Annotated in this window: 22 protein-coding genes and 1 tRNA gene; 8 read left to right on the forward strand and 15 right to left on the reverse strand. The window is 36.2% G+C overall.

Annotated features, from left to right (window positions below):
* Positions 1-268: 268 nt before the first annotated feature.
* Positions 269-339: transfer RNA gene (locus NSS71_RS18830), tRNA-Cys, on the reverse strand.
* Positions 340-999: 660 nt separating this feature from the next.
* On the opposite strand from NSS71_RS18830, the gene NSS71_RS18835 reads away from it, so the two are divergent.
* The 5 genes from NSS71_RS18835 (at position 1,000) to NSS71_RS18855 (ending at position 5,278) form a co-directional block, all read left to right on the forward strand.
* Positions 1,000-1,308 carry a hypothetical protein gene (locus tag NSS71_RS18835; protein WP_095321948.1) on the forward strand — a complete coding sequence of 103 codons (309 nt, stop codon included), beginning with the start codon at positions 1,000-1,002 and terminating at the stop codon, positions 1,306-1,308.
* 335 nt (positions 1,309-1,643) lie between these two features.
* Complete coding sequence (locus tag NSS71_RS18840) at positions 1,644-2,639, forward strand: ArsR/SmtB family transcription factor (protein ID WP_095321946.1); 996 nt, start codon at positions 1,644-1,646, stop codon at positions 2,637-2,639.
* A 30-nt stretch (positions 2,640-2,669) separates the two neighbouring features.
* Positions 2,670-3,479, forward strand: coding sequence for an ABC transporter permease (locus NSS71_RS18845; RefSeq protein WP_095321944.1), 810 nt, complete (start codon positions 2,670-2,672; stop codon positions 3,477-3,479).
* A 12-nt stretch (positions 3,480-3,491) separates the two neighbouring features.
* Positions 3,492-4,469 carry an ABC transporter ATP-binding protein gene (locus tag NSS71_RS18850; RefSeq protein ID WP_047940946.1) on the forward strand — a complete coding sequence of 326 codons (978 nt, stop codon included), beginning with the start codon at positions 3,492-3,494 and terminating at the stop codon, positions 4,467-4,469.
* Positions 4,466-5,278, forward strand: a complete 813-nt coding sequence (locus NSS71_RS18855; RefSeq protein ID WP_095321943.1) for an ABC transporter permease — start codon at positions 4,466-4,468, stop codon at positions 5,276-5,278. Before NSS71_RS18850 ends, NSS71_RS18855 begins: the two co-directional genes overlap by 4 nt.
* Positions 5,279-5,339: 61 nt before the next feature.
* Here the strand turns inward: NSS71_RS18855 and NSS71_RS18860 are convergent, their stop codons facing one another.
* Positions 5,340-6,614, reverse strand: a complete 1,275-nt coding sequence (locus tag NSS71_RS18860) for a phospholipase D-like domain-containing protein (RefSeq protein WP_341151919.1) — start codon at positions 6,612-6,614, stop codon at positions 5,340-5,342.
* Between the two features lie 613 nt (positions 6,615-7,227).
* On the opposite strand from NSS71_RS18860, the gene ahpC reads away from it, so the two are divergent.
* Together ahpC and ahpF are read left to right on the forward strand one after the other, a co-directional pair.
* On the forward strand, positions 7,228-7,791 hold the full coding sequence (gene ahpC / locus NSS71_RS18865; RefSeq protein WP_047940949.1) for an alkyl hydroperoxide reductase subunit C: 564 nt from the start codon (positions 7,228-7,230) through the stop codon (positions 7,789-7,791).
* 14 nt (positions 7,792-7,805) lie between these two features.
* The gene (ahpF, locus tag NSS71_RS18870) at positions 7,806-9,335 is read left to right on the forward strand and encodes an alkyl hydroperoxide reductase subunit F (protein WP_047940950.1); all 1,530 of its coding nucleotides are present in this window, start codon (positions 7,806-7,808) and stop codon (positions 9,333-9,335) included.
* A gap of 45 nt (positions 9,336-9,380) precedes the next feature.
* Here ahpF and NSS71_RS18875 read toward each other — a convergent pair whose 3' ends face one another.
* Both NSS71_RS18875 and NSS71_RS18880 read right to left on the reverse strand, forming a co-directional pair.
* Positions 9,381-9,557 (reverse strand): hypothetical protein, encoded by a 177-nt coding sequence (locus NSS71_RS18875; RefSeq protein ID WP_176474012.1) that lies wholly within the window; start codon positions 9,555-9,557, stop codon positions 9,381-9,383.
* Between the two features lie 200 nt (positions 9,558-9,757).
* A complete protein-coding gene (locus NSS71_RS18880) occupies positions 9,758-10,207 on the reverse strand; it encodes a GNAT family N-acetyltransferase (protein ID WP_047940951.1) in 450 nt (149 codons plus the stop codon).
* A 372-nt stretch (positions 10,208-10,579) separates the two neighbouring features.
* Here NSS71_RS18880 and NSS71_RS18885 point away from each other — a divergent pair, with 372 nt between their 5' ends.
* Entirely contained in the window at positions 10,580-12,241 is a 1,662-nt protein-coding gene (locus tag NSS71_RS18885; RefSeq protein WP_047940952.1) for a peptide ABC transporter substrate-binding protein, read from the forward strand.
* A 64-nt stretch (positions 12,242-12,305) separates the two neighbouring features.
* Here the strand turns inward: NSS71_RS18885 and NSS71_RS18890 are convergent, their stop codons facing one another.
* The 11 genes from NSS71_RS18890 to NSS71_RS18940 all read right to left on the reverse strand — a co-directional run bounded on the left by NSS71_RS18890 (position 12,306) and on the right by NSS71_RS18940 (position 24,814).
* Positions 12,306-14,240, reverse strand: a complete 1,935-nt coding sequence (locus NSS71_RS18890) for a BglG family transcription antiterminator (RefSeq protein ID WP_095258306.1) — start codon at positions 14,238-14,240, stop codon at positions 12,306-12,308.
* A gap of 136 nt (positions 14,241-14,376) precedes the next feature.
* A complete protein-coding gene (locus tag NSS71_RS18895; RefSeq protein WP_095258307.1) occupies positions 14,377-15,768 on the reverse strand; it encodes a glycoside hydrolase family 1 protein in 1,392 nt (463 codons plus the stop codon).
* A gap of 18 nt (positions 15,769-15,786) precedes the next feature.
* On the reverse strand, positions 15,787-16,101 hold the full coding sequence (locus tag NSS71_RS18900) for a PTS lactose/cellobiose transporter subunit IIA (protein WP_047940955.1): 315 nt from the start codon (positions 16,099-16,101) through the stop codon (positions 15,787-15,789).
* 104 nt (positions 16,102-16,205) lie between these two features.
* Complete coding sequence (gene celB, locus NSS71_RS18905; RefSeq protein ID WP_047940956.1) at positions 16,206-17,483, reverse strand: PTS cellobiose transporter subunit IIC; 1,278 nt, start codon at positions 17,481-17,483, stop codon at positions 16,206-16,208.
* A gap of 55 nt (positions 17,484-17,538) precedes the next feature.
* Positions 17,539-17,853, reverse strand: a complete 315-nt coding sequence (locus NSS71_RS18910; protein WP_061797114.1) for a PTS sugar transporter subunit IIB — start codon at positions 17,851-17,853, stop codon at positions 17,539-17,541.
* Positions 17,854-18,076: 223 nt separating this feature from the next.
* Entirely contained in the window at positions 18,077-19,681 is a 1,605-nt protein-coding gene (gene xynB / locus NSS71_RS18915; RefSeq protein WP_341151920.1) for a xylan 1,4-beta-xylosidase, read from the reverse strand.
* A gap of 371 nt (positions 19,682-20,052) precedes the next feature.
* On the reverse strand, positions 20,053-21,615 hold the full coding sequence (locus NSS71_RS18920; RefSeq protein WP_341151921.1) for a malate:quinone oxidoreductase: 1,563 nt from the start codon (positions 21,613-21,615) through the stop codon (positions 20,053-20,055).
* 237 nt (positions 21,616-21,852) lie between these two features.
* Complete coding sequence (locus NSS71_RS18925; protein WP_061797119.1) at positions 21,853-22,680, reverse strand: MetQ/NlpA family ABC transporter substrate-binding protein; 828 nt, start codon at positions 22,678-22,680, stop codon at positions 21,853-21,855.
* Between the two features lie 16 nt (positions 22,681-22,696).
* The gene (locus NSS71_RS18930) at positions 22,697-23,359 is read right to left on the reverse strand and encodes a methionine ABC transporter permease (RefSeq protein ID WP_047940960.1); all 663 of its coding nucleotides are present in this window, start codon (positions 23,357-23,359) and stop codon (positions 22,697-22,699) included.
* The gene (locus NSS71_RS18935) at positions 23,352-24,101 is read right to left on the reverse strand and encodes an ATP-binding cassette domain-containing protein (protein WP_144580534.1); all 750 of its coding nucleotides are present in this window, start codon (positions 24,099-24,101) and stop codon (positions 23,352-23,354) included. Before NSS71_RS18935 ends, NSS71_RS18930 begins: the two co-directional genes overlap by 8 nt.
* 95 nt (positions 24,102-24,196) lie before the next feature.
* Positions 24,197-24,814, reverse strand: a complete 618-nt coding sequence (locus NSS71_RS18940) for a LysE/ArgO family amino acid transporter (protein WP_061797121.1) — start codon at positions 24,812-24,814, stop codon at positions 24,197-24,199.
* Positions 24,815-24,910 lie beyond the last annotated feature (96 nt).

Raw genomic sequence — 24,910 nt, forward strand, 5'->3', positions numbered from 1 at the left:
GATATAATTTTAAAAAATATAATAAAAAATTATTTTTGTGACTATTTTTTGGATGTTGGACAACAACACAAATGAATACCATATGTTTCTTCAATCGTTTCTTTTAATGTCTGTAGCTGTTTCGAATATTCAATACAGATATTCTGATACGAATCTTTTTCTTTATTTGTTTTACACGTTTCTATACAATTGGACATTCGTAACAAATCTAGTTTAACCTTATTGAATTTCTTAATATCTTCTTCTAGTATCCACTATCACCTCAAAAAGGCGGCAATCGGATTTGAACCGATGATAAAGGTTTTGCAGACCTTTGCCTTACCACTTGGCTATACCGCCGTGTTCTTTATATTATATAAAGTGAAAAAGCTATGCGAAAAATAAACAGGAAAAAATATTTTTAAAGTTGTTTATTATTTTAGTTCATCCTTCACTTATATAACTAGGGATGTAGCCAAAAGGAAAGGCAGTGTTGAGCACAAACTAGAGTCTTTGGTTCGATTCCAAAGCGTCCCTTGAGAACAATGGTTCTTGCAGCGCGCCTTCTATAGGGGGTTTTTTTAAGTTATTGGTGTTATGTGTAAATGTAACATATAATGGAAATAAATTATATGTAATGGAGACGGGGGCCTTTATGTTTAAGTACAATAAGTTGTATATTATTTTATCTAGTATATTTATGATTTTATGTATAGCACCTTATCTTTCACTAGTTTTTTTCTTTGACAATTCAGTTGTTTATCGCATTGTTACTTTAAACATCGATCCTTCTATTAGCTTAATAATGACACTTTTTTATGGAATATTAGGTTTGATTTTTGCATTATTGTCTAAAGGCAATAGTAGAATATTATTATTAATCTTTAATGTAATATCTTTATTAGTAGCAGCTTTTATAATATTGTTGAGTATGGGATTTAAGACACCTTAAATCCTTTTTTTATTTTTAGGTGGTTTATAATTTCAGTTTTCATTCTCTTTATAAAGAGTAAGTAAATTATGAAGAGGAGATGGAAAGATGAGAGAAGGAATGAAGAATTCGATCGTATTACATTTAATGAAAGTTCAAATTCTGGCCTTAATTGGTTAGATGCTGACCAACAAAAAATTGTAAAAGAGACATTGGAGTATGTTGGAAAAGATTCATTGCTTAATGTTGAACCGTATTCTCAAAATGAAGTAGATACGAAGTTTTATCTTAATGATGGTAAAGGAGATTTAACAATAAAATCAATTATTCTATTGCAGAAAAAAGGGAATCGGTGGTGTGACAGTTATTACTCCAAAGTAGTGGATAGGGGGACGTGAAGAGAACATTAATACAGTTAAGGTGTTTTGGGATGAAAATCATCAAATATTTTTAAAAATTCGAGAAAGCGGTTTATCACGAATAGTTAAAACCGAACCCTTCCTGCCATTAAAGACATAATTGGGGGATTCGAAAATACGTACAGTATATAAAACATAAAGCACATAACCCTAATCTGCTATGTGCTTTTCATCCCTTCCTAAATGCCACCTTTCAAAATAAAAAAAAATTCCCCATTGACAAATCCTACCTCTCTCTATAAAATACTGAATAATTTTGCAAAATTATCAATTTGATTCGCTAAATAGCGAATCAAAATAAAAGGAAGAGATCCATGGACAAAGTAAACATTTGGATTAAAAAACATGTACGTGTCATTTACTCCCCCTTTCGTGAATTGTTAACAAGTTTACATGTTTTACACAATCCAGCTCATCACCTGACGAGGCTAGACTGGGCAGAAAAAACAAAAGAAGAAATATCAAAAAAGCATTGGAAAATGATTCGATTTTTTGGGGAAATTAGTAATGAATGGCTTAATTTTCTCGATTTGAATGATTATCTTTTATTGGAAGAGAAGCATGTTGAGGAAGCCATTGAACGATTACGTTTACTGCCAGAACAGCAATTTCTTGCTTTCCTGATAGGTAAAAGCAATTTTACAGACGCAAATACAAATCAACAAAAGGTTTTAAAAAAACCTAATTATTATCGGAATCTCCTTTGCGATTTGCTCTATGATTACCAGCAAAATTATTTTGCGCGCGAATTATACCGAATGGAGCCGTGGTTAGTTAAATCTGTTCATGAATTAAAAAAGGCAATAGCAGCAAATCCCTATGAAGCGATCAACGCTATCCATCCACGCTTCAAACTTGATCAAAAATCGATACGGTTTTATAAAGCAGACACCTGGATTTTTGCTTATGAAGAGATAGAAACATTGACGATATACCCATCCAGCTTTATCGCTCCACATCTCTTAGTTGGCTTAGAGGTTCCTGCCATCATTGTTTATTTGCATGTCTCCTTTCCTAATCAGCTGGGAGCTAGTCAAGATATAGTCCCAATAGACTTGCTTTCTACTCTCTCTGCATTAGGGGACAAAACGAGATTACAATTATTAAGACAAATGTCCCGGCATCCCTTTTGTACACTGCAATTATCTGAATCTACCGGGCTTGCAAAGGCCACAATTTCTAAGCATCTAAAAATCTTAGAAAAGGCGTGCTTAATAAAAGGGGAAAGACATGGACACTTTGTGTTTTATGAAACAAATTTGCAAAAATTAGACCAACTGAAGGTCGACTTAAATCAGTTTTTTGATTAGCCTTCCCTTGGTCAAAAGGAGGATACATAAATGTGGTTGAGCATTTCTGCTACTTTTTGGCGAAATTATCTCGTGATGAAAAGAGCTTTTCCTTGGTCTTTTTTTCTAGGTCATATATTAAGCGCCATTTATATTATTGTCTTTGCCTATCTTACCTATTTTTTTGTTTTTAAAGGAGAATTATCATCCAGTTTCTCTGCTTATGCGGGGACAGATGACTATCTTTCCTACTGCATTTTAGGTGGATTACTTTATTCCTTTTCAGTGTCTCTTTTAATGATTACAAGTCGGACACTTATCACAGAACTGCGAGAAGGGACCCTAGAATCCCTTCTTCTAACACCATCGACTAGAAAGGGATATTTTCTCGGCTATGTAGCGCAAGGGTTGATTAGAATTATGTTGGAATTCCTTGTGATTATTGCAGCTGGCTCTCTATTCGGCTTGCATTTACAAGGAATAAACTGGCTTCATGTCATAATTGTTCTTACCATTTTGATTCTTTCCACCTTTTCGATGGCATTAGTATTAGGATCGTTTATGCTCTACTTTCGAGATACATATATCACGCAGAACACTTTATTTGTCCTTATGGGACTTGTTTGCAGCATCACTTTTCCCAGCGACTTTTTACCAGAGGGAGTAAGGTGGGTCAGCCAAGTCATGCCACTCACCTATGGGATTGATGCTTTACGAATGGTCTGGATAGAGGGGACCCCACTTCATGAGCTTTTGGCTCCATTACTAAAAATGGCGGCGCTTGGATTAATTTATTTACCAATGGGCTCATATTTGATGAAAAAAATGGAGAAATACGTACTAGAAAAGCATTTTGGATAAGGAGTGAGAAAAATGATCGAAGCAAAAGGAATTAGTAAGTATTACACAGTGAAAAAAAGAAAGAATTTTTTCCGTTCAGAAAAGCAAGTTGTTTGTGCTGTTAAAGATTTGAACATCTCTATTAAAGAAGGAGAAATCGTTGGCTTGCTCGGTTTAAATGGGGCTGGAAAAACTACAACCATTAAAATGCTCAGTACCTTACTAAATCCAACAGAGGGACAAATAACGATTGATGGTTTTGATGCTGTAAAAGAGGCAATGAAAGTAAAAAAGCACATTAATATGATTGCTGGCGGAGAAAGAATGCTATATTGGCGGCTGACTGGATCCGAAAACCTTCGATATTTCGGAAAGCTCTATCAACTATCAGGTCTAGAGCTGGAAAAACGCATCGCCTATCTTCTCGATCAAGTTGGATTAAAAGAGGCAAAAGATATTCCAGTAGAACTATATTCTAAAGGGATGAAGCAAAGGCTCCAAATTGCGAGAGGACTTATTAATGATCCTAAATATTTATTTCTTGATGAACCAACGCTTGGCCTGGATGCACCAGTAGCCAAACAATTGAGAGGATTAGTGAAAAACTTAGCAAAGCAGGAAGACAAAGGAATCTTATTAACAAGTCATTACCTCGAAGAAGTGGAGGAGCTTTGTGATCGCATCTATATTATTGAAAAGGGATCGATTATTTTAGATGGCACACCAGAAAAAATTATTTCATCTGTTGTAAAAAGCTATCATTTGAGGATGGAAACAAGTTCCCTATCAGCAAATGTGCAAAATAAACTCAAACAAGCATTAGTCGATTGCAGCATTCAGTTTAATTGGCTGACAGAGAGCACAGTGATTCTTGTCGATGCACCATATGATCCCACTTCTTTCCTTATTAATATTTGTATGAATGAATCTGTTCCAATCCTAAAGCTGGAGCTTAAGCGGCCAAGATTAGAAGATGCGATTCTAACCTTAGCAAAGGAGAAATCTGCATGAAGTTGTTTTCTATTTTACAAGCAGAAATGGCTAAAAGTCATAAACATAATTTTCATAACAAGTTTATCTATTTTTCCTTACTCTTATGGCCAGCTTTATTGTTTATTACGTCTTATTATTCCTTTAAACCTTTTAACCTAACGAAATCTAGTCCGCTATCGGCCTATATGGATGTTGACCAAATCACTATGTTTTTACTAACTGGGTACTTAGGATATATTTTCTTCTGGAGTCTCGTTCAATCCGCTTGGAATATGAGCTACGAGCGTCAGGCTGGTACACTTGAGCTCATCTTTCTTACACCTGCAAATCGTTTAACTATCATGTTTGCACGCGCAGCTGGAAATTTGCTTGAAGCCGTATGGCTATTCACTACCTTCATTCTATTGGTGCTTATTGTTACAGGAAAGGCGGCTGAAATTTATTGGGCAAATGTCCCACTTGCCTTATTTCTTCTTAGTGTATCTGCCATTGTTTGGGGGGGATTTTTAAATATTGTCTTTCTCTTTTCGCGAGATGCTGGAATCCTTTTTACCATTTTTGAGGAACCAATGCAATTCTTCTCTGGTGTACGTATTCCAATCCTTGCCTTTCCAATCTGGGGGAAAGCAATTGCCTACCTTTTTCCACTAACTTATGTACTAGATATCTTTCGAGATCTTGTGCTGAATGGAAAAGGTTTTACGCAAATGGTCGGACAATATTCGCTTTTATTTTCCATTATTCTTATCCTTGCCGCTGCCTCTGTCTTGCTTTTAAAAAAGGCAGAAACCCATGCTAAGAATACAGGAAATATGGTCCTTTATTAAGGATAATAATCATGCCTCTGCGTTTCACGTGAAACACAGAGGCTATTTTCTAGAAAATAGCCTACACTAAAAAGTCCACCAGCTTTACGAAAAAGGACAATGCCCTTACCGTCAGTTTCTTCCAAAAACCTGCTTCTGTTTCCTTCACTTTATCATCTGATTTATAAGCCCCATCTTCTAAAACTTGAAGACTTTGATCATTTACCGTTTTATTTAATTCCTCTTGAAGAAAGTGAGCGAATTCTTCACTATCAATCAATACCATTGTTTCGGTATTTAAAAAAGTACTTCTTGCATCTAGATTATAGGAGCCAATTAAACTAATTTTCCCATCAAAGATATACGTCTTTCCATGAAGCGATTCCGTTTTCGGCTGGTACTCATATAACTCATCAACGAAATGAACAATGTCCTTCCTGCTTGCCCAATATCCAGAAAATGCAACTAAGTTCGGTGAAGAGGCAACGGAATTTGTTAGGACCTTCCAATGATCAACCGCTATTTTCTTTTTATCTACATATGCCAGCATTTTCTGCGTTGGCACAATATAAGGGCTTTCTAAATAAATGGATTTTGCTTGTTCACTTAGTGATACAATTTCTTTCCAAATAAGAGGATCTTTATTAAAGCGCTGATGTGGATTAAAAAGAAAATGAACTTTTTTCGTTGGATATGCATCTTTTTTCCAGTTAATCATTTTATCTATCGCCAATGGGTAAACCTCTTTAGCATGTTTTAATAAGTAGATGGCTCTTTTTCGCTTTCGCTCCCCTAACTTTTCCTTCCTTTGTGAAAGTTTCTTTACGGAACTTTTTGTAAAAGGGTGTTCCCAAACATATTGATAATAAACATTCATCTGCTTTAACACACTTGTTTCTAATTTTTCAGTAAACACAAGTACATCGCGATCATTGGAAGCTCCTTTAGATCCTTGTGCACTAAAATATTTATCTCCTATATTTCTACCGCCAACTAACGCAAGTTCTTCATCTATAATAAATAGCTTATCATGAAATCGATTATTCCAAGTCCAAGGCTTTCCTAAATGTAGGGGTTCATAATACTTTAATTCCATATTCGGATGCTGATAAATAGCATAGCTATACAAACGTAAATCCTTATTAAATTGATTGACCATTCCATCCAGTAAAATACGTACTTTTACCCCACGATCTGCTGCTTCAAATAGAGAAGCAAAAAACAAATCAGAATATGTACCTTTTTGAATGGCATAAGTAGATAAATCAATAGATTTCTTTGCATTCTTTATTAACTGCAATCTTGCTAAACCAGAATCTTCCCTGTCTTGAAGTAATACTACTTTATCAGATGACACTACATTCTCTTCGTTCTGCGAGAGGTTCACAGCTGGATTCCAAGAAGAGTTTTCCTTAGGCTTGTAAAAGTAAGGCACGATAACACAGAATACAATAAGGTATAAAAGATAGCATCCAACCAAAACCAAAATAATATTTATGCTTTTATGTATCATAATGTTTCCCACCCAATTAAGTTAGATACAAAGTAGTTTCTCCAATAAATCTTTAATTATGAAAAAGGCCTCTTCTTCTTTTACATAGTTTTATTTCTTAATTTTTTGAAAACGGTATTCCTATTTTTATAGAAGGCTTGATAGAAGGCTTGATTATATTATTGATAGGCGAACGAGCCCCCCTTAATTGAGAATAATCTTTAATAAATGAAAATTAATAGATCGATAACAAAAACACTGCAAATACAGTACTTATGTTGTCTGCTTTTCACAAATTCACGCAAGAGTTATTATTAATAAAAATTAAAATAAGTATTAATAAGTTTTAGATTATCCTTGACAAAATAATTAAGTTTATATAATAATAAATGTTGAATTGTAATAATTATTATTTGCATAAGTTTGGATTATTTGTCCAAACTAGTAATAAATTATTCATATTAGGAGGAATTTTATTATGTCAATTATTGGAAAAGAAGTTTCACCATTTACAGCTCAGGCATTTCATAACGGTGAATTTATTGAAGTAACAGAAGAAAACTTAAAAGGTAAATGGAGTATTTTCTGCTTCTACCCAGCTGATTTTACTTTCGTATGTCCAACTGAATTAGAAGACTTACAAAACGAATATGCAACATTGAAGGATCTTGGAGTAGAAGTTTACTCTGTTTCAACAGACACTCATTTCACTCACAAAGCATGGCACGATCATTCAGAGGCAATCGGCAAAATCGAGTACATAATGATCGGTGACCCAACACAAAGAATTTCTCGTGATTTTGACATTCTTAACGAGGAAGCTGGTCTGGCAGATCGCGGAACTTTCATTATCGATCCAGATGGTAAAATCCAGGCGGTTGAAATCAATGCAGACGGTATCGGCCGTGACGCAAGCACACTAGTAAACAAAATTAAAGCTGCACAATATGTTCGCAACAATCCAGGTGAAGTTTGCCCAGCTAAATGGCAAGAAGGCAGCACTACACTTAAGCCAAGCCTAGACCTTGTTGGCAAAATTTAAGGGAGTGGCTCCATATGTTACTAGATAATGAAATTAAAGGGCAGCTGAACCAATATCTGCAAATGATGGAAGGCGATGTTGTTCTTAAGGTTAGCACGGGATCGGATGAAGTATCCCGTGACATGCTAGCCCTAGTTGATGAACTAGCTACTATGTCAGCTCATATCAAAGTAGAAACTGCTGAATTAGAAAGAACACCAAGTTTTAGTGTAAATCGTGTTGGCGAAGATACTGGAATTACTTTTGCTGGTATCCCTCTAGGACATGAATTCACTTCTTTAGTATTAGCTTTACTTCAAGTAAGTGGTAGAGCTCCTAAAGTCGATCAAAAAGTAATCGATCAAATTAAAGCAATCAAAGGTGAATTCCACTTTGAATCTTACATTAGCTTAACTTGCCATAACTGTCCGGATGTAGTACAAGCGTTGAATGTGATGAGTCTTTTAAACCCTGGTATCACACATACAATGATTGATGGGGCAGCTTTTAAAGAAGAAGTAGAAAGCAAAGATATCATGGCAGTTCCTACCGTTTTCCTTAACGGGGAATCTTTTGGCAGCGGTCGTATGTCATTAGAAGAAATTTTAGCAAAAATGGGCAGCACAGCTGATGCTTCTGAATTTGCTGATAAAGAACCATTTGATGTATTAGTAGTTGGCGGTGGTCCAGCTGGTGCAAGTGCTGCAATCTACGCTGCACGTAAAGGAATCCGCACTGGTATCGTTGCAGAACGCTTCGGTGGCCAAATCATGGATACGTTAGCTATTGAAAACTTCATTAGTGTGAAACAAACAGAAGGTCCAAAGCTTGCAGCAAGTCTGGAAGAGCATGTAAAAGAATATAACATTGACGTTATGAACCTTCAACGTGCTAAGCGTTTAGAGAAAAAAGACTTAATAGAAATCGAATTGGAAAATGGCGCCGTTCTGAAAAGTAAATCTGTTATTCTATCAACTGGTGCTCGCTGGCGCAATGTTGGCGTACCGGGAGAAGCAGAGTTTAAGAACAAAGGTGTAGCATATTGTCCACACTGTGATGGACCATTATTTACTGGAAAAGACGTCGCTGTAATCGGTGGCGGTAACTCAGGAATTGAAGCTGCTATCGACTTGGCAGGAATTGTGAAACACGTAACAGTTCTTGAATATATGTCGGAATTAAAAGCAGACTCTGTTTTACAAGAACGTTTAAACAGCCTACCAAATGTTACAGTTCTTAAAAATGTTCAAACAAAAGAAATAACCGGTACTGATAAAGTTAACGGTATTACTTATGTTGAACGCGAAACCGGTGAAGAAAAACATATCGAGCTTGCAGGAGTGTTCGTCCAAATTGGTCTAGTTCCTAATACAGATTGGTTAGAAGGCACAGTGGAGCGTAACAGAATGGGTGAAATTCTTGTTGATAAGCATGGCGCTACAAGCCTGCCAGGTGTATTTGCAGCTGGAGATTGTACAGACAGCGCTTATAAGCAAATCATTATTTCCATGGGTTCTGGTGCAACTGCTTCGTTAGGTGCATTTGATTATCTGATTCGTAATTAATAGATTTTGAGAAAGAGCTTCCCTTTTGCGGAGGCTCTTTTTTAGTTATGTTGAGGTAGGCGTTGGTGGGTGAAGTGAGAGAGATTGGCTAGTATTTTGGGCTTTAGCTGATTTTACCTCTGCTTTAGCTGATTTCCCTTCTGCTTTGGCTGATTCTCCCTCCAGTTTGGCTGATTTCACCTCCGCTTTGGCTGATTTCCCTTCTGCTTTAGCTGATTTCACCTACGCTTTGGCTGATTCCTCCTCTGCTTTAGCTGAATTCACCTCTGCTTCGGCTGATATACCATAATTATGAGCTTATATCTACCCCATCTGCTGCCATTCCACTATACCTCATCGACCAAATAAACTCCCCATCACTTTTACCAAATAAAAAAGAGGGTCTGTCCACAAAAAGGATGACCCTAACCACTCCTGCATTATTATTCTAGCTCCAACTCCATCCACTCATCCGTTTCCTTAAAGCCGAACTTCTTATAAACAGGTCTGCCAAGCTTCGAAGCACCCAACCATATTTTCTTAATACCTAAGCTTTTAGCTTCCTCAACTAATTTTGTTAGTAGAGTGGTAGCTATTCCTTTTCCGCGATAAGCATTCTTTGTATACATATTAGTTACGTAGGCCTTTTTTCCGCTCTTGTTCGTATAAGTAGGTGGGAATTCATATATTACGATAGCTCCTGTTGCAATTATTTCATTCTCCTCCATTACAAGCCATTGAATAAGGGAACCTTCTGCTAATTTCCTTTGAAAAAAATCTTCTAGCTCGTTATCAATATCTTTATCTGCAGTAATTCCCTCATCTACTAACTGGAATTTTCTTAGCTCCATTAGCAGATTAATATCTTCCCTAGTCGCTTTGCGATATTCCATTCAATTCCTCTCCTTCCAACTTCCTTATATATAATCTACCCAAAAGCAGGCAGTACTCCTTCAAACTCTATCACGTAACGGATTAAGACAGCAAGAAGAACAACAAATCGTTCCTTAATCCCCCAACACATATCTTTAGAAAGGAATATTCATTATTTTCTAACCTTATCGTTCCATAATTCTGAATCTCTTTTTCTTATAAAATAAAATCCTTCAGACAAAATAGGTCTAAATATACTAAATCTTTCAATAATTATTCAACAATAACTTTACAACCACATCTACTAGTAGGTATAATAATTTTTATAGTTTTGAATGTTCACTAGATAGATAATATTCAGAATTAAACAACATAAACAGGGGGAATACTTCATGAAACGAAAAAATTGGTTATTACTTCTCACGTTTGCATTTGTGCTAAGTGTATTAGCTGCATGCTCTGGCGATAATACCGACGTTTCTACCGACTCAAAGGATAAGGACGGTAAATCAGACGAAAAAGTCCTTAACTTTATAAATCCAGAGGCAATTCCGTCAATGGACCCAGCTTTAGCTACAGATGAATCTTCATTTGTTTATCTTGGTGCTACAATGGAAGGGCTTTACCGTTTAGATAAAGATACACAGCCATCACCAGGTATTGCAACTGATCACAAAGTTAGTGATGATGGATTAACTTGGACGTTTACATTAAGAGAAGATGCTAAATGGTCAAATGGTGACCCAGTTACAGCAAACGACTTTGTGTATGCATGGCAACGCGCTGTTAATCCGGACACTAAATCGGAATATGGTCCTTATATGATGAACGGTGTCATTAAAAATGCTGCTGCTATCAGTTCTGGGGAACTAGCTGTTGATCAATTAGGTGTGAAGGCGGACGGTGATTATACACTTGTTGTAGAATTAGAAAACCCAACACCTTATTTTGAGACATTAACTACTTTTGGTACATTCTTGCCATTAAACCAAAAGTTTGTGGAAGAAAAAGGAGATAAATTTGCAACAAGTTCAGAGAACTTATTAGCAAACGGGCCATATAGCATTACTGAGTGGGATAGTACAGGTACTTCATGGGTTCTTGCAAAAAATGATAGTTATTGGGATGCAAGCACCGTTAAAATGGATAAATTGACATTTGAAGTAGTAAAAGACCCACAAACAGCTCTTGGTTTATATGAAAAAGGAACAGTCGATCGCATGGATCTTACATCTGATTTAGTTGACCAGTATTCAACTGATGAGAATTATAATGTTTCAGCAGACACATTTGTGTATTTCCTTAAATTTAACCAAACAAAATCAGAAGCTTTAGCAAACAAAAATATTCGTTTAGCTCTTAGCCGTGCATTTGACAAAGATGCTTTAGTTAATGAAATCTTAAATAACGGTTCTATCGTAGCAAATGGACTTGTCCCAGCTGACTTTACTCCAATGCCAGAAACTGGTGAGGACTTCCGCAAAGTTAGTGGAGATCTTGTTACTTATGATTTAAAAGCAGCAAAAGATTACTGGGCAAAAGGCTTAAAAGAATTAGGTACAGATAATGTTTCGCTAGAGTTTTTAGCAGATGATGATGCAACAACAAAAACTTTAGTTGAATATGTGGCTAACCAGTTATCTACAAACTTAGAAGGCTTGAATGTTAAAATTAAACAAGTTCCAAAAGAGCAACGACTTGATCTAGATTCTAGCATGGATTATGAGCTGCAACTTTCTAGATGGGGCCCTGACTTCCTTGATCCATTCACATACATGAATTTGTGGATTACAGATGGAGGAAACAATAAAACAGGCTATTCTAATAAAGAATATGATCAATTAGTTGGCGATACAGCAACTAAACTTGCAACTGATAACGTTGCTCGTTATGATAACTTCTTAAAAGCTGAAAAGCTATTATTTGAAGATGCTCCAATTGCACCTGTTTACCAAGCATCAAGAGCACAATTGATTTCACCAAAAGTAAAGAATGTATTTGTAAATCCATTCGGAGCAACTTATGAATATAAGTGGGCAGATGTAGGAGAATAAGAATTAACTTAAAAAGCGGGAGTATACCTATATCGGTAAACCCCCGCTCTTTACTTTCTAACCATCATGCTTCCTTCATTATGCGGATAAATTCCTCATACATACTTGCCTTTAATATTTTATGAACACTTGTGTGGTCCTCAATAAATTTACCGAGGACATCATACATTTCCTGCAAATCCTCTTGACTGTTCTTTTTTACACATAGCAAAAAGATAATCTGAACCGAGTTATTATTCCAATCGATAGGTTTTTCTAAGGTGCATACACATACAAATGTTTTTTCTGTTTGGGGCGTAATCGGATGCGGGATAGCAACCAAGTTCCCATAAGCGGTTGGCGCTACCTTTTCTCTTTCATATACCGCGTCTAAAAATGGTTTTCCCACTAAACCTTTCTTCATTAACTGTGTATGTAAAAAGGTTAAAACCTCTTCTTGGGAATGGAATGTTTTCTTTAAAAAAATAAGATCTTGGCGAAAAAAGGATTCGATTGGCTGATGATTACTTTGGTTTAGAATAAATTTTTCAATTGCCTTTAAATCACTTTCCTTCAATATTGCATTTACCTCAATGACTGGAATGTCAAAGCTCTCCTTAAACGGAATAGAACTAACGATAAAATCAACTTCATTTAAATTATATTGATCGAGCATATAATATTCTGTCGTCCCAACCACATCTAAATTACTGCCAAAATAAGATTTAAGACGATAATAAATTAACTGGGCGGTTCCAAGCCCAGAAGCACATACAACTAAACAGCGTTTTGGACCTGAACGTAATTTAGTTCTTTCCATTGCTGCACCAATATGAAGCGCTAAATAACCAACTTCATTTTCATCCATTTCGATTCCTGTGTATTCTTTAATGGCCAGTCCCGCAATAATCCCTGCCTCATAGGCAAGTGGATAGTTATTTTTAATTTCTTGCAACATGGGGTTCCTTATATTCATTCCATATTTAATGCGGTTAACTGCAGGCTTTAAATGCATACTCATTCCAAAGATAAGTTCTTCATCCTTTTCAATGCCTAAGTCTAATTTTTCTTCTATTTTGGACAAAACAAAATGAACCAGCTGAAGAATATCATCCTCAATTACATGATCAATATGACCCTTTTTCTGGGTAACTAACTTTGTTCCAAGTAAATGCATGGCAATATAGGCAATCTCCGCCTGTGGAAACTTAATTTGATATAGATCTTCTACTTCCTTCACTATTTCATTTGCTACATGATATTCCCTTTGTTGTTCAATTTCATCCAAATCGGCATGAAATATTGCTACATAATGACCACTAACAATCCGCTTTTGGGCGATTACAATATGAATCAATAAATTATTAATAGCGATATCCGATAAAGTAATTTGATACTTTTTTATTTGTCTTAAAATAATTTCTTGGATATTATCCATTTTCTCTTCATTAAAAATAGAAGGATGAGGACTATCTATTGTACTGATTGTTTGTTTTTTACGGTCAAGTACATACTCTGATAAACAAAAGCGAACTTTAATTTCATCCCCAATTGCTTTAAGTCCATAATTCGGTCGTGCTTCTAATATAATGTCATACTTTTGGAGGCTTTCTTTCACATGCTTAATGTCTTGTTGAATAGTAGACTTACTGACAAACAGTTCATCTGCGAGATCATCTAATTTAAGGTATTGATCATTTAATAAAAACCGGATAATAATATAAGTTACTCTGTCTTCTGGTGTTTTAGGGATACCAGTATGAGAAAGTGAGTTTTCTACAAATATAGAATGTAAATACTGTTGAAATACAGCTTTATCCCAAATCTCCAACGTGTAACCTTTTGAGATAACGGAAATTATTTTTGCACCATGATTATTTAATATAGCATCTAGGTTTTTAATATCTTCTCTTGTTGTTCGCGCTGTCACATGATTAACAGTAGCTAAATATTCACCTGTTACTGGTGTATCCGCTGCCAATAATTCACTTAATACTTGTTTCATTCGGGAGCTTAACAAAATAAAGTCTCCTTCCATTCATTTTTTACTATTTTATCCATATACATTTTTACTCAAAAAGGTTCTGATCTTAACTCTTGATCAGAACCTATCTTGATATCTAGAAAGATTATATCAGAAACATTCACGGTTGTTCCTAAAATCCATTATTGGCTGCTACATTTTTAAACCAGTAAGCACTTTTCTTTGGTGTTCTTGTCTGTGTTTTTAGATCTACTGAAATGAAACCGTAGCGATTTTTATAAGCATTGGACCATGACCAGTTATCCATGAATGTCCATAGATGATATCCTTTAACATTACAGCCTTCTTCAATAGACTTATGCAGCCATTGTAAATGTCCTTCAATAAATTCAATACGATAATCATCTTGAATTTGACCATCTTTCAAGAAACGCTCTTCATCTTGTACTCCCATGCCATTTTCGGAAATAAAGGATTCCACATTCCCATAGTTTTCCTTTAAATTCACCATGATATCGTAAATACCTTTTTCGTAAATTTCCCAGCCGCGATAAGGGTTCATTTTTCTGCCTGGCATCTCATAGGGATCAAAGAACCATTCTGGCATAAAAGGGCTATAAGGATTTGGTAAATGCTCTTTTGCCTTTACTCGGCGGGGCTGATAATAGTTGACACCGAGAATATCAACTGTATTTTCTTTAATTAGTTCTAAATCTCCTTGCTCACTATTCGGTAGTTGTCCATGTTCACGTAATATTTCTACTAATTCCTCTGGATATTCACCAAGAACAGCAGGATCTAAGAAACTTCTATTAAAGAATAAATCACAAATATTCGCAGCTTTTAAATCATATGGATTCTGGCTTCTTGGGTAGGATGGTGTTAAATTTAAAACAATCCCTATTTTTGTATCTTTGTCTTGATTCCATCCTCGAAAAGCTTGAACAGCTTTCGCATGTGCTAAAACTGTATGATAGGCTACTTGTGCAGCCTTCTTAAAATCTACGATATTCGGATAATGAAAATCATATAAATATCCACCTTCTACCGGAACAATCGGTTCATTGAACGTAAACCATTTTTTCACACGATCACCGAATAGCTGGAAGGATTGCAAAGCATAGGCTTGGTAAGCATCTACAACTTCACGATTTTCCCAGCCACCGATTTTCTGCATCTCTAGCGGCATATCAAAATGATACAGGGTAACGAATGGTTCGATTCCATTAGCTAGTAGCTCATTAATTACATTATTGTAAAAAGTTACAGCTTCTGGGTTCACTTCTCCCCGTCCGTTTGGAATTAATCTAGACCAAGAAATAGATAAGCGGAAAGAATTATGCCCAATTTCCTTCATCAATTGAATATCCTCTTTATATTGATAGTAGAAATTAGAAGTAGTTTCTGGCCCTACATTGTTAAAAAAGCGATTTGGTTCTGCCTCATACCAATGGTCCCAAATGTTTTTTCCTTTTCCTGCTTCATTCGCTGCTCCCTCTATCTGTGTTGCAGATGTGGCACTTCCCCACCAAAAACCTTTAGGAAATTTGTATTGAACAGTCATTTTAAGAAACCTCCAAAATTATTTATTACGATAAATCTCAATTATTTCAGTAGCTAAATCACGAACAGTAATAGCTGTCATCAAATGATCTTGAGAATGAACTAAAATCACATTCACGCCCGCACCATTTCCGCTCGCTTCCTCTTGGAGTAATCTCGTTTGAAAACCATGCGCTTTACCAAGTTCGGAACTTGATTCTTCTAGTAATCGATCCGCTTCTTCAAAGTTTCCTTCTTTTGCTTCTTGTATTGCTTCCATTGCACATGAACGTCCATTTCCAGCAAAAAGAATTATTTGAAAAGCTATTTCTGTCATTTTGTTATCTGTTTCCATCCCTGTCACTCCATTTCTAAAACTAAAGGGGGTTTACACTTAAGGTTAACTAAGGTAAATCCCCTTCCTCTTAATGTAAAACTTATTTCTATCTTGCTGACTGCTTATCCTTTTTTCTCTGTTTCATAATAATTTTTGTCTAGAACTTTTAGGAATGGCCACCAAATCACCATCACAACAAGTAAGTTAAAGATTTGCAGTGCTGCCCCTCTCCAATCATTACCAGTTGCTAAGAATCCACTAATACCAATCGGTGTTGTCCACGGAACAATGATACCTGCTGGTTTCGGAACGATACCTGCTGACATTGTCAGATACGTAATGATTGTTACTACTACTGGCGCTAATAACCACGGAATAAGAACTAATGGGTTCATAATGATTGGTAAACCAAAGATAATTGGTTCATTTACGTTGAAAATTCCAGCTGGTCCACCTAGTTTTCCAAGTTCTTTTGTTTGTCTGCTCTTACCGATTAAGAAGATAAGAATAACAACCCCCAATGTCATCCCAGTACCACCCATACCTACTAGGAACGTATCCATAAATTGTTTTGTGATAACGTTTGGAAGCTCTGTTCCTGCTTGGAAAGCAGTAAAGTTTTGGTCATTCAATGCATACCAGATTGGGTCAAGGACAGAGTTCATAATAATTTGTCCGTGTAAACCGAAGAACCAGAATAATTGAATTAATAATACCACTACGATTGTTGCTGGAAGACTACTACCTAGAGCAGTTAATGGCTCTTGAATAATTGTATAAATAAAGTTTTGTACTGTTTCAAATGGTGTAAAGCTGAAAAGAATACGAATGATTAAAAAGAATGTTAATGTTAGTGTAATGGGAATCAATGCACTAAAGGATCTAGATACAGAGTCCGGTACACCTGGCGGCATTTTAATCGTCCAATTTTTCTTCACAAAGAAGCGATATAGCTCTGCGGAAATAAATGCTGTGAAAATCCCCAAGAACATACCTTGTGCGCCAAGAATAACTGTTGGGATAACCCCAGTTACTTCCCCTAATTCTTGTGGGTTTAAAATAAGGAATGATGCAACCCCTACAACAGCTCCATAAATTGCTTCAAGACCATAATGCTGTGTCAGCTTATATCCAATTCCCATTATGACAAAGAGTCCCATAATACTTAGCGTTGCTGCGGATGCTGGACCTAATGCATTTTGATAAGCTGCATAAGCATCTTCGCTTATCATCTTATCTAGGAAAGGAAAGTTTGCAATTACAACAAAAATTGATCCAAAAATGATTAGCGGCAAGGCAACCATAAATCCATCACGTAATGCTGCTAAATAACGATTGTTGTTCAATTTCTCAGCAATTGGCAATAGAATATTTTCCAAAACCTCCATAAATTTATTCATAAGGTTTTTCCTCTCTTCCTTCTTTTAGTAAATGCTTTCATTTGGAAATAAACGATTACTTGTTATTCTCGATTAATTCTAACGCTTTGTTTAAAACAGCCAATCCATCAATTCGTCCATAAGCAACTGGATCAATAACATCTAATGGAATTCCAACTGATTCTGCTTGAGTAGCTAGTTTCTTTTTTAAAAAGCGCATTTGCGGACCAATTAAAAGGACATCTGCACGTTCCATATCTGTCTGTGCTTTATCTTGAGCAACAGCCCAAATTTCTGCTTCAATGCCTTTTTCCTTTGCAGCGTCTTTCATTTTAGAAACTAATAGACTAGTAGACATTCCTGAAGAACAAGCTAATAATATTCTTTTCAATTTAATGACCTCCGAGTAATTTATTTTAAGGAAATTATTTATGATGATTACTACGCTTTTATCTTACAATGAAAACTCTTACAACTTAACATATTGTTTTTCCGTCTAAAGGGGGAAATGAAATGTTAGCACTTTCATTTTACTTCCGCATATATAAGAGAATATTATGTGCTAGAAAAGGAAAAAAATAAAAACCCAGGAGCTAATTTCCTGGGTTTTACCATTATTCATTTTCTTGATAGCGGAAATATTTAAAGTCTGCTGGTATATTTTGACCACTTGTATCTTGACATTGCATTCCTACAAATGCTCCAGTAAAGAAACCGCCACCGCGAATATAGTCATCAGATAGTTTTTTTGATTCAAATACTATATCTAGTGTATTCCACTCTACTTTATCAAATGAGTAAGAGTAGTAGTAGTATTCATTTTCGACTGTGACTCTTAAGTAAATATATTCTATTTCGGTTGGAACAATTATTTTCTCCTTCAATGGTTGAGAGAAAGAAAAGTTGTCATTAACCGTTAAATCAAGGATGCGTCCAAGATTTTCATCATATGTCACTTGCCATGCTGTCCAGTTTTCAGTGTTATAGTAATTTACTAAACCTGCAGCCTGCTGTATATTCTCTGGCGTAAAAGCTACGGCTGTTTCCGCTTCAAATTGAAGGCTTTGCCAACGTCTAGCAACAAAAGATTGTGTAAAGGTTGATGTTAATGATTCTTGGCCAAATAAGCGTAAATGATGAGGTCTTTCTGATAAAGAACCTAATTTCTCTGTAAAAGGAATGCGCAATGTTTGGAAATTGATATTGAGCTTATCTTCCTCAAATTCATCGACAACTGGATAAGTTGAAGGAAATTTTGTTTCTGGAATCTTTGGAGCTTCTACTTCCAAGCTCCCTTCTTTTCCGCCAACTACATATGGCCAGCCATCTCTCCATTCCAGCTTCTGAATCGCTGTTTCCCTTCCTAAAGGACAATATCCCCTTTGTTGGATTATAGAATCATCATCTGGATGAATAGGACGGCCAGTTAAATGAGCTAAATACCATTCATCCGTATGGGTGTGAACAATAGAAGCATGCCCACATTTTTGCAATGGATTTCTAGGATCATGCCAGGAAGTTAAAAGTGGGTTATCCGGATGAACCTCATAAGGTCCTTCTATATTTTTGGAGCGTGCAATTGTTGCAGCATGCTCATATTTCGTTCCGCCTTCTGCTGTTAATAAATAATAGTATTCACCAATATGATAAAGATGCGGCGCTTCTGTTAATTTAATATCCGTGCCTTTAAAAATTATTTGCGGCTTATTAATTAGCCTTTTCTGCTTTGTAGAGTATTCCTGCATAACAATTCCGCCGAAAGGATGACGGCCAATACGCTGATCCCACAGCATATTTAATAAATATTTCTTGCCATCCGCGTCATGAAACAAGGAAGCATCGAAACCAGAGCTATTTAATTTAATCGGCTCTCCCCAATCCCCATCTACCGTTTCGGAAGTAACCAAATAATTGTGACAATCTTTCCAAGCGCCATCCACTACTTTTACATCAGTATAAATAAGCCAAAACTTCCCGTCGCTATAGCTTAGGCAAGGAGCCCAAACACCACCAGAGTTAGGATTTCCTTTCATATCTAGTTGAGAAACTCTTTGTAATGGGTGTGCAACTAATTCCCAATTCACCAAATCCTTTGAATGATGTATTTGTACTCCTGGAAACCACTCAAAGGTAGATACTGCGATATAGTAGTCTTCACCGACTCTGCAAATGCTTGGGTCTGGATTAAATCCTTTCAGTACAGGGTTGATAATTTTCATTTAAAAAATCCTCCTTATGAATAATGATTTAAATAGACTAGTATTTTTCTAATTTGCAATTTTTCAAAATTCCCTCCAACTTTCAAACTTACCCAGCTAATAATTTGTAATCCGAAAGTTAGTTTGTTTGTTGTATAAACAAAGTTAACCATTTTTTGAAAGCGCTTGTCAATCATTTCGCAAAATTTAAATCATTTTTCTATACATATAGAAAAAACATAGGAATAGCGAAGCTTCTATCGGTTTCTCCAAAAGAAAAACTTCCATCCCATGATGAAAGTTTTTTTAAATAAATGTATCTGATTTTGTATTACTTGTTCGAAAAAAATTTTTTCTCTCATAAGTTGAATAGATTAACAATCTAATTTCGATTAATGATGAATAGGGCTTTTTTCAGACAATCGCAATGTTTCTGCTGTTAATGTATGAACGTCATGCAATAGCTGGGGGTTTTCTTTTAGGGATAATCCATACGACGGGATCATTTCCTTTAATTTCGGCTGCCATTCTGGCATTTTTTCTGTAAAACATTTCTGGATTACTTTCAGCATAACGTGAACAGCAGTAGAGGCACCAGGTGAGGCACCAAGCAATGCTGCTATCGAGCCATCTGCCGCACTTACAACCTCTGTTCCAAATTGAAGTGTCCCTTTTCCGCCAGCTTCTGTATCCTTTATTACTTGGACACGTTGCCCAGCTACCACAAGATCCCAATCCTCCGCTTTGGCATTCGGGATAAATTCACGTAATTCTTCTATTCGCTTTTCTTTTGAAAGCATAAGCTGCTGGATTAAATAACTTGTTAAGGACATATTTTTTGCACCAGCTGCCAGCATCGTTAACAAATTATCTGGCTTAACAGATGTAATTAAATCAAACATGGAGCCTGTCTTCAAAAACTTAGGTGAAAAACCAGCAAAAGGGCCAAAAAGCAATGATTTCTGATTATCGATGAATCGTGTATCTAAATGGGGAACGGACATGGGTGGTGCTCCGACCTTTGCTTTACCATACACCTTTGCATGATGTTTTTCGATTATTTCTTGATTTTTGCAGACTAAAAATATACCACTGACTGGGAACCCACCCATATGTTTACCTTCAGGAATACCAGATTTCTGCAGTAAATGTAAACCGCCGCCGCCGCCGCCAATAAAGACGAATTTAGCAGCATGTGTTTCCATTGTGCCACTATTTAAATTTTGTACCTTTGCTTCCCATAAACCATCTTTCGTTCGTTTTAAATCATTTACACTGTGCTTGTAGTTAATTTCTACCCCCTTTTTCAATAAATCAGCAAACAGCAAGCGTGTTAAGGCACCAAAATTCACATCTGTTCCAGAATCAATCTTTGTCGCGGCTATCGGCTCTTTTAATTCGCGATCTTGCATAATGAGAGGTATCCATTCTTTTAGTTTTTCAGGATCCTTTGAAAATTCCATTCCTTTAAATAGCGGATTACTTACCATTGCCTCAAAACGTTTCTGTAAAAATGCTACATTTTTTCCCCCTAGCACTAAACTCATATGTGGCAATGGTCTAATAAAATCTTGTGGATTATGTAATACTTGATTATTTACAAGATGAGACCAAAATTGCAAGGAAACTTGAAACTGTTCGTTAATTTCTACCGCTTTACTTATGTCTACAGAGCCATCTGGTTTTTCTACTGTGTAGTTCAATTCGCATAGTGCCGCATGACCTGTTCCCGCATTATTCCATTCATTCGAGCTTTCTTCACCTGCACTAGCCAATTTTTCAAACACTGTAATTTTCAAATCTGGGTCTAATTCTTTTAAAAGCGTTCCTAGAGTTGCACTCATAATCCCGGCACCAATTAAAATAACGTCTGTTTTCGTCTCTCGTCTGCTCATTTTAACCTTCCTTATACTTTTATTTTCAGAAAGAATGTAAGCGTTCCCTTTTTGATGCATTAAAGTAACCAAGGAATTATTTAAGCTATCATCTTTTCTGGATCAAGCATCACCTTGTTACAGCCCAACTTATTTTCAAAAAATTTTAAATAGTTACCTATAATTATACGCTAATTATTCATTTTTTTAAAGCCAGAATTTCCCCAAAAAGAAAGCCCTATCCTTATAAATAGTTAGGATAAGGCATTGATATGCTATTTATCAGTGAAATATGACTGTCTTTAGACAACCTCTTATTTAAAATGCAGGAATGGCTGTTTCGTCATATTTTTTCTCTAAAAATTTACGAACCTCTGGACTAGTCATTGCTTCCGCTAGCTTTTGAATAGGTTCCCAATCTGCATTATCTTTACGAGCAACTAATGTAATCGCAAAATCATTTTCTACCCCTTCTACTAACAAGGCATCACTTTTTGGTGTTAAGCCAAGTGGGGAAGCATAAGCTGGTGTCATCACGACTAGATCGGCATCATCATACATTCTTGCAAGCATTAATAAATCAACTTCTTCGAACTTATAGTTTTTCGGATTTTCGATAATATCCGCTTTGGTGTAATAAGGACCCGTTTTCTCTTTTAGCTTAATGACATCATGTTGAGCCAATAATGCCAAAGAACGGTCTACATTGGATACATCATTAGCAATTGCGATTACAGCACCTTCTGGCACATCATCCATAGAATCATATTGTTTTGAATAAACACCATAATTTGCAAAATAAATAGCTTTTACTGGCACTAATTCAGCGTTATTACTTCGGTTAAACTCTTCCATGTAGGGGACATGCTGGAAGAAGTTTGCATCCACTTCCCCTGCCGCAAGTGCCGTATTCGGCTGTACATTATCACTTAATACTTTAACATCAAGGTTAATACCTTCCTCTGCTAATGTTGGTTTTACTAACTCAAGGATTTCCGTCATTGGTGGTATTAAAGACGCTACTTTTAGCGTTACTTCTTCTTTTTCCTTGGTATTCGTTTGCTTTTTATCTGTTTCTGCCTTTTCTTTTCCGCAAGCTGCTAACAGAAATAGGCCTATTATCATTAAAAATAATATTTTTTTCATTTTCTTATCTCCTCATTTATCTTTTATCAATTACTTTTGCTATTGCTGTACCAGTAAACTGAATAGCCTGTACTAATATGACCATAATAATAATCATATAAATCATTAAATCTGTTTTAAATTGTTGATATCCATAACGAATCGCAAAATCTCCAATACCGCCGCCGCCAACAACTCCCATAATGGTTGAATAAGAAATAAAGCTGATAATCGAAGTTGTTAGTCCTAGCACAAGTCCAGAACGAGCTTCTACGTAAAGAAATTTGAAGATAACTTCCCTGACAGATGCTCCCATCGAAATGGCTGCTTCTATTACGCCTTTTGGCACTTCTAGTAATGATTGCTCCACTAAACGAGCATAATGAGCGATGGCAATAATCGATAATGGGACCGTTGCAGCTGCTGTACCCATAGCCGTTCCAATGATGATTCTCGTAAATGGAATAAGAAAAACTACTAATAATAAAAATGGAAAAGAACGAATAATATTTACTATTAAGTTCAGTGTAGAAAAAATTATTCGATTTTCGAGCATCTTTCCTTTTCTACTTAAGAAAAGCAATGTTCCGACTGGCAGTCCGATGATAATCGCTGCTAGGATAGACATGCCTACCATTATAAAAGTCTCCCCAATAGATTGCCAAATTTCCAATCTATATTGAATTAATATCTCAGGCATGGTCTACTTCACCATCCTTTTTCAGCTGTTCTACTAACCTTTTGGAGGTGTTATTTATTTGTTGAATTCCTTTTGGCTGGATTGCAACGGTATCATAAATTTCTCCATCTTCCAAAACTGTCACACGGTTACAGATGCTTTTGATTACCTCCATCTCATGACTGACGATTACAACCGTTACACCTAGACGCTTATTAACGTCCTCTAGAACATGCAAGATTTCCCCTGTCGTTTTTGGATCAAGGGAAGAGGTTGGTTCATCACATAATAATACTTGCGGATTATTCGCAATTGCGCGTGCTATCGCTACACGCTGCTTCTGACCTCCGCTTAATTGTGCAGGATATTTATCCATAAAGCTATCCAATCCAACAAATCGGAGACACTCTATTACTCGATTTCGTCTGTCCTTTCTTGAATAGTTAGCCAATTCTAAAGACACTAGCACATTATCATAAACGGTCTTATTTGCAGCAAGATTGAAATGTTGAAATATCATCCCAATTGATTGACGGGCTTGTCGAAGTTCTTTATAGTTAATACTGGTCAGCTCTCGGCCGTCCACTAGCACTTCTCCCGCTTCCGGAACTTCTAATAAATTCATTAACCGCAGCAACGTGGATTTACCAGCACCACTCGCTCCAATAATTCCGAAAATTTCTCCTTTATGTATCGCTAAAGAAATAGACTTAATGACTTCATCATCCGCAAAACGTTTACTAACATTACGCAATTGAATCATTACATAACCCCCTTTTTCATTTGAAGGGCACTTACAGCCCTCTCATTATAGCGAAATATAAAGGAGATGTCATTCTGAATGCCCAAAGCGGGATGTCATTTTAAGATTATTAGATTTAGACCTAAATAAAGTGCCATCGCCCAAATAATAACTGCTGATACTTGGTTAATGCGTTTAATCAGCTTTCCGCGCCCGGTGATTTGTCCAATCTTTCTCCCTGCTATTGCCAATAAACAAAACCAAATCCAAGATACACTTATACAAGCAGCAGTAAACAAGATTTTCTCCTCTCCAGTATAGGCTAAGGAGCTTGTGCCAATCACGCCGATTGTGTCGAGAATAGCATGTGGATTTAATAGAGAAACAGAAGCAGCAAATGCTATTTGGCGGCGTGGAGAAAAGAGTAGCTGTTCTTGCTTGCTCCCCACCATGGCTGCTGTTTTCCACATAGACCATCCCATATACGCTAAGAAAAAGAAGCCAACAGTAAAAAGCACTGTTTTCACCCATTCAAAGGTAAAAACTACTACTGAAACACCTGCAACTGCTAAATAAATAAGTAAACTATCACAAATACTAGCCGTAATTATGGCCGGTAACACATAACTAAATTTTTTATGCGTTGCTCCTTGATTAAATATAAATATATTTTGAACGCCTAATGGTAGTATTAACCCAAATGCTAATAAAATTCCATGTAATATTGGTTCCATCCTTATTCCCCCTTGCTTTTATTGAGCATAACGAAGAATAGGCTATCTGTCTCCATCCAATTGGATGGTTACAAACCCAACCATTTTGTTAAAATA

It is taken from the genome of Niallia sp. FSL W8-0951 (genome assembly GCF_038006525.1).
Classification (GTDB): domain Bacteria; phylum Bacillota; class Bacilli; order Bacillales; family Cytobacillaceae; genus Niallia; species Niallia circulans.

What these genes read in the sequence shown, in the direction of transcription:
- NSS71_RS18835 (WP_095321948.1), top strand. Translation starts at nt 1,000, where the DNA reads ATGAAGAGGAGATGGAAAGATGAGAGAAGGAATGAAGAATTCGATCGT.
- NSS71_RS18840 (WP_095321946.1), top strand. Translation starts at nt 1,644, where the DNA reads ATGGACAAAGTAAACATTTGGATTAAAAAACATGTACGTGTCATTTAC.
- NSS71_RS18845 (WP_095321944.1), top strand. Translation starts at nt 2,670, where the DNA reads ATGTGGTTGAGCATTTCTGCTACTTTTTGGCGAAATTATCTCGTGATG.
- NSS71_RS18850 (WP_047940946.1), top strand. Translation starts at nt 3,492, where the DNA reads ATGATCGAAGCAAAAGGAATTAGTAAGTATTACACAGTGAAAAAAAGA.
- NSS71_RS18855 (WP_095321943.1), top strand. Translation starts at nt 4,466, where the DNA reads ATGAAGTTGTTTTCTATTTTACAAGCAGAAATGGCTAAAAGTCATAAA.
- ahpC (WP_047940949.1), top strand. Translation starts at nt 7,228, where the DNA reads ATGTCAATTATTGGAAAAGAAGTTTCACCATTTACAGCTCAGGCATTT.
- ahpF (WP_047940950.1), top strand. Translation starts at nt 7,806, where the DNA reads ATGTTACTAGATAATGAAATTAAAGGGCAGCTGAACCAATATCTGCAA.
- NSS71_RS18880 (WP_047940951.1), bottom strand. Translation starts at nt 10,207, where the DNA reads ATGGAATATCGCAAAGCGACTAGGGAAGATATTAATCTGCTAATGGAG.
- NSS71_RS18885 (WP_047940952.1), top strand. Translation starts at nt 10,580, where the DNA reads ATGAAACGAAAAAATTGGTTATTACTTCTCACGTTTGCATTTGTGCTA.
- NSS71_RS18895 (WP_095258307.1), bottom strand. Translation starts at nt 15,768, where the DNA reads ATGACTGTTCAATACAAATTTCCTAAAGGTTTTTGGTGGGGAAGTGCC.
- NSS71_RS18900 (WP_047940955.1), bottom strand. Translation starts at nt 16,101, where the DNA reads ATGGAAACAGATAACAAAATGACAGAAATAGCTTTTCAAATAATTCTT.
- celB (WP_047940956.1), bottom strand. Translation starts at nt 17,483, where the DNA reads ATGAATAAATTTATGGAGGTTTTGGAAAATATTCTATTGCCAATTGCT.
- xynB (WP_341151920.1), bottom strand. Translation starts at nt 19,681, where the DNA reads ATGAAAATTATCAACCCTGTACTGAAAGGATTTAATCCAGACCCAAGC.
- NSS71_RS18920 (WP_341151921.1), bottom strand. Translation starts at nt 21,615, where the DNA reads ATGCATCAAAAAGGGAACGCTTACATTCTTTCTGAAAATAAAAGTATA.
- NSS71_RS18925 (WP_061797119.1), bottom strand. Translation starts at nt 22,680, where the DNA reads ATGAAAAAAATATTATTTTTAATGATAATAGGCCTATTTCTGTTAGCA.
- NSS71_RS18930 (WP_047940960.1), bottom strand. Translation starts at nt 23,359, where the DNA reads ATGCCTGAGATATTAATTCAATATAGATTGGAAATTTGGCAATCTATT.
- NSS71_RS18935 (WP_144580534.1), bottom strand. Translation starts at nt 24,101, where the DNA reads ATGATTCAATTGCGTAATGTTAGTAAACGTTTTGCGGATGATGAAGTC.
- NSS71_RS18940 (WP_061797121.1), bottom strand. Translation starts at nt 24,814, where the DNA reads ATGGAACCAATATTACATGGAATTTTATTAGCATTTGGGTTAATACTA.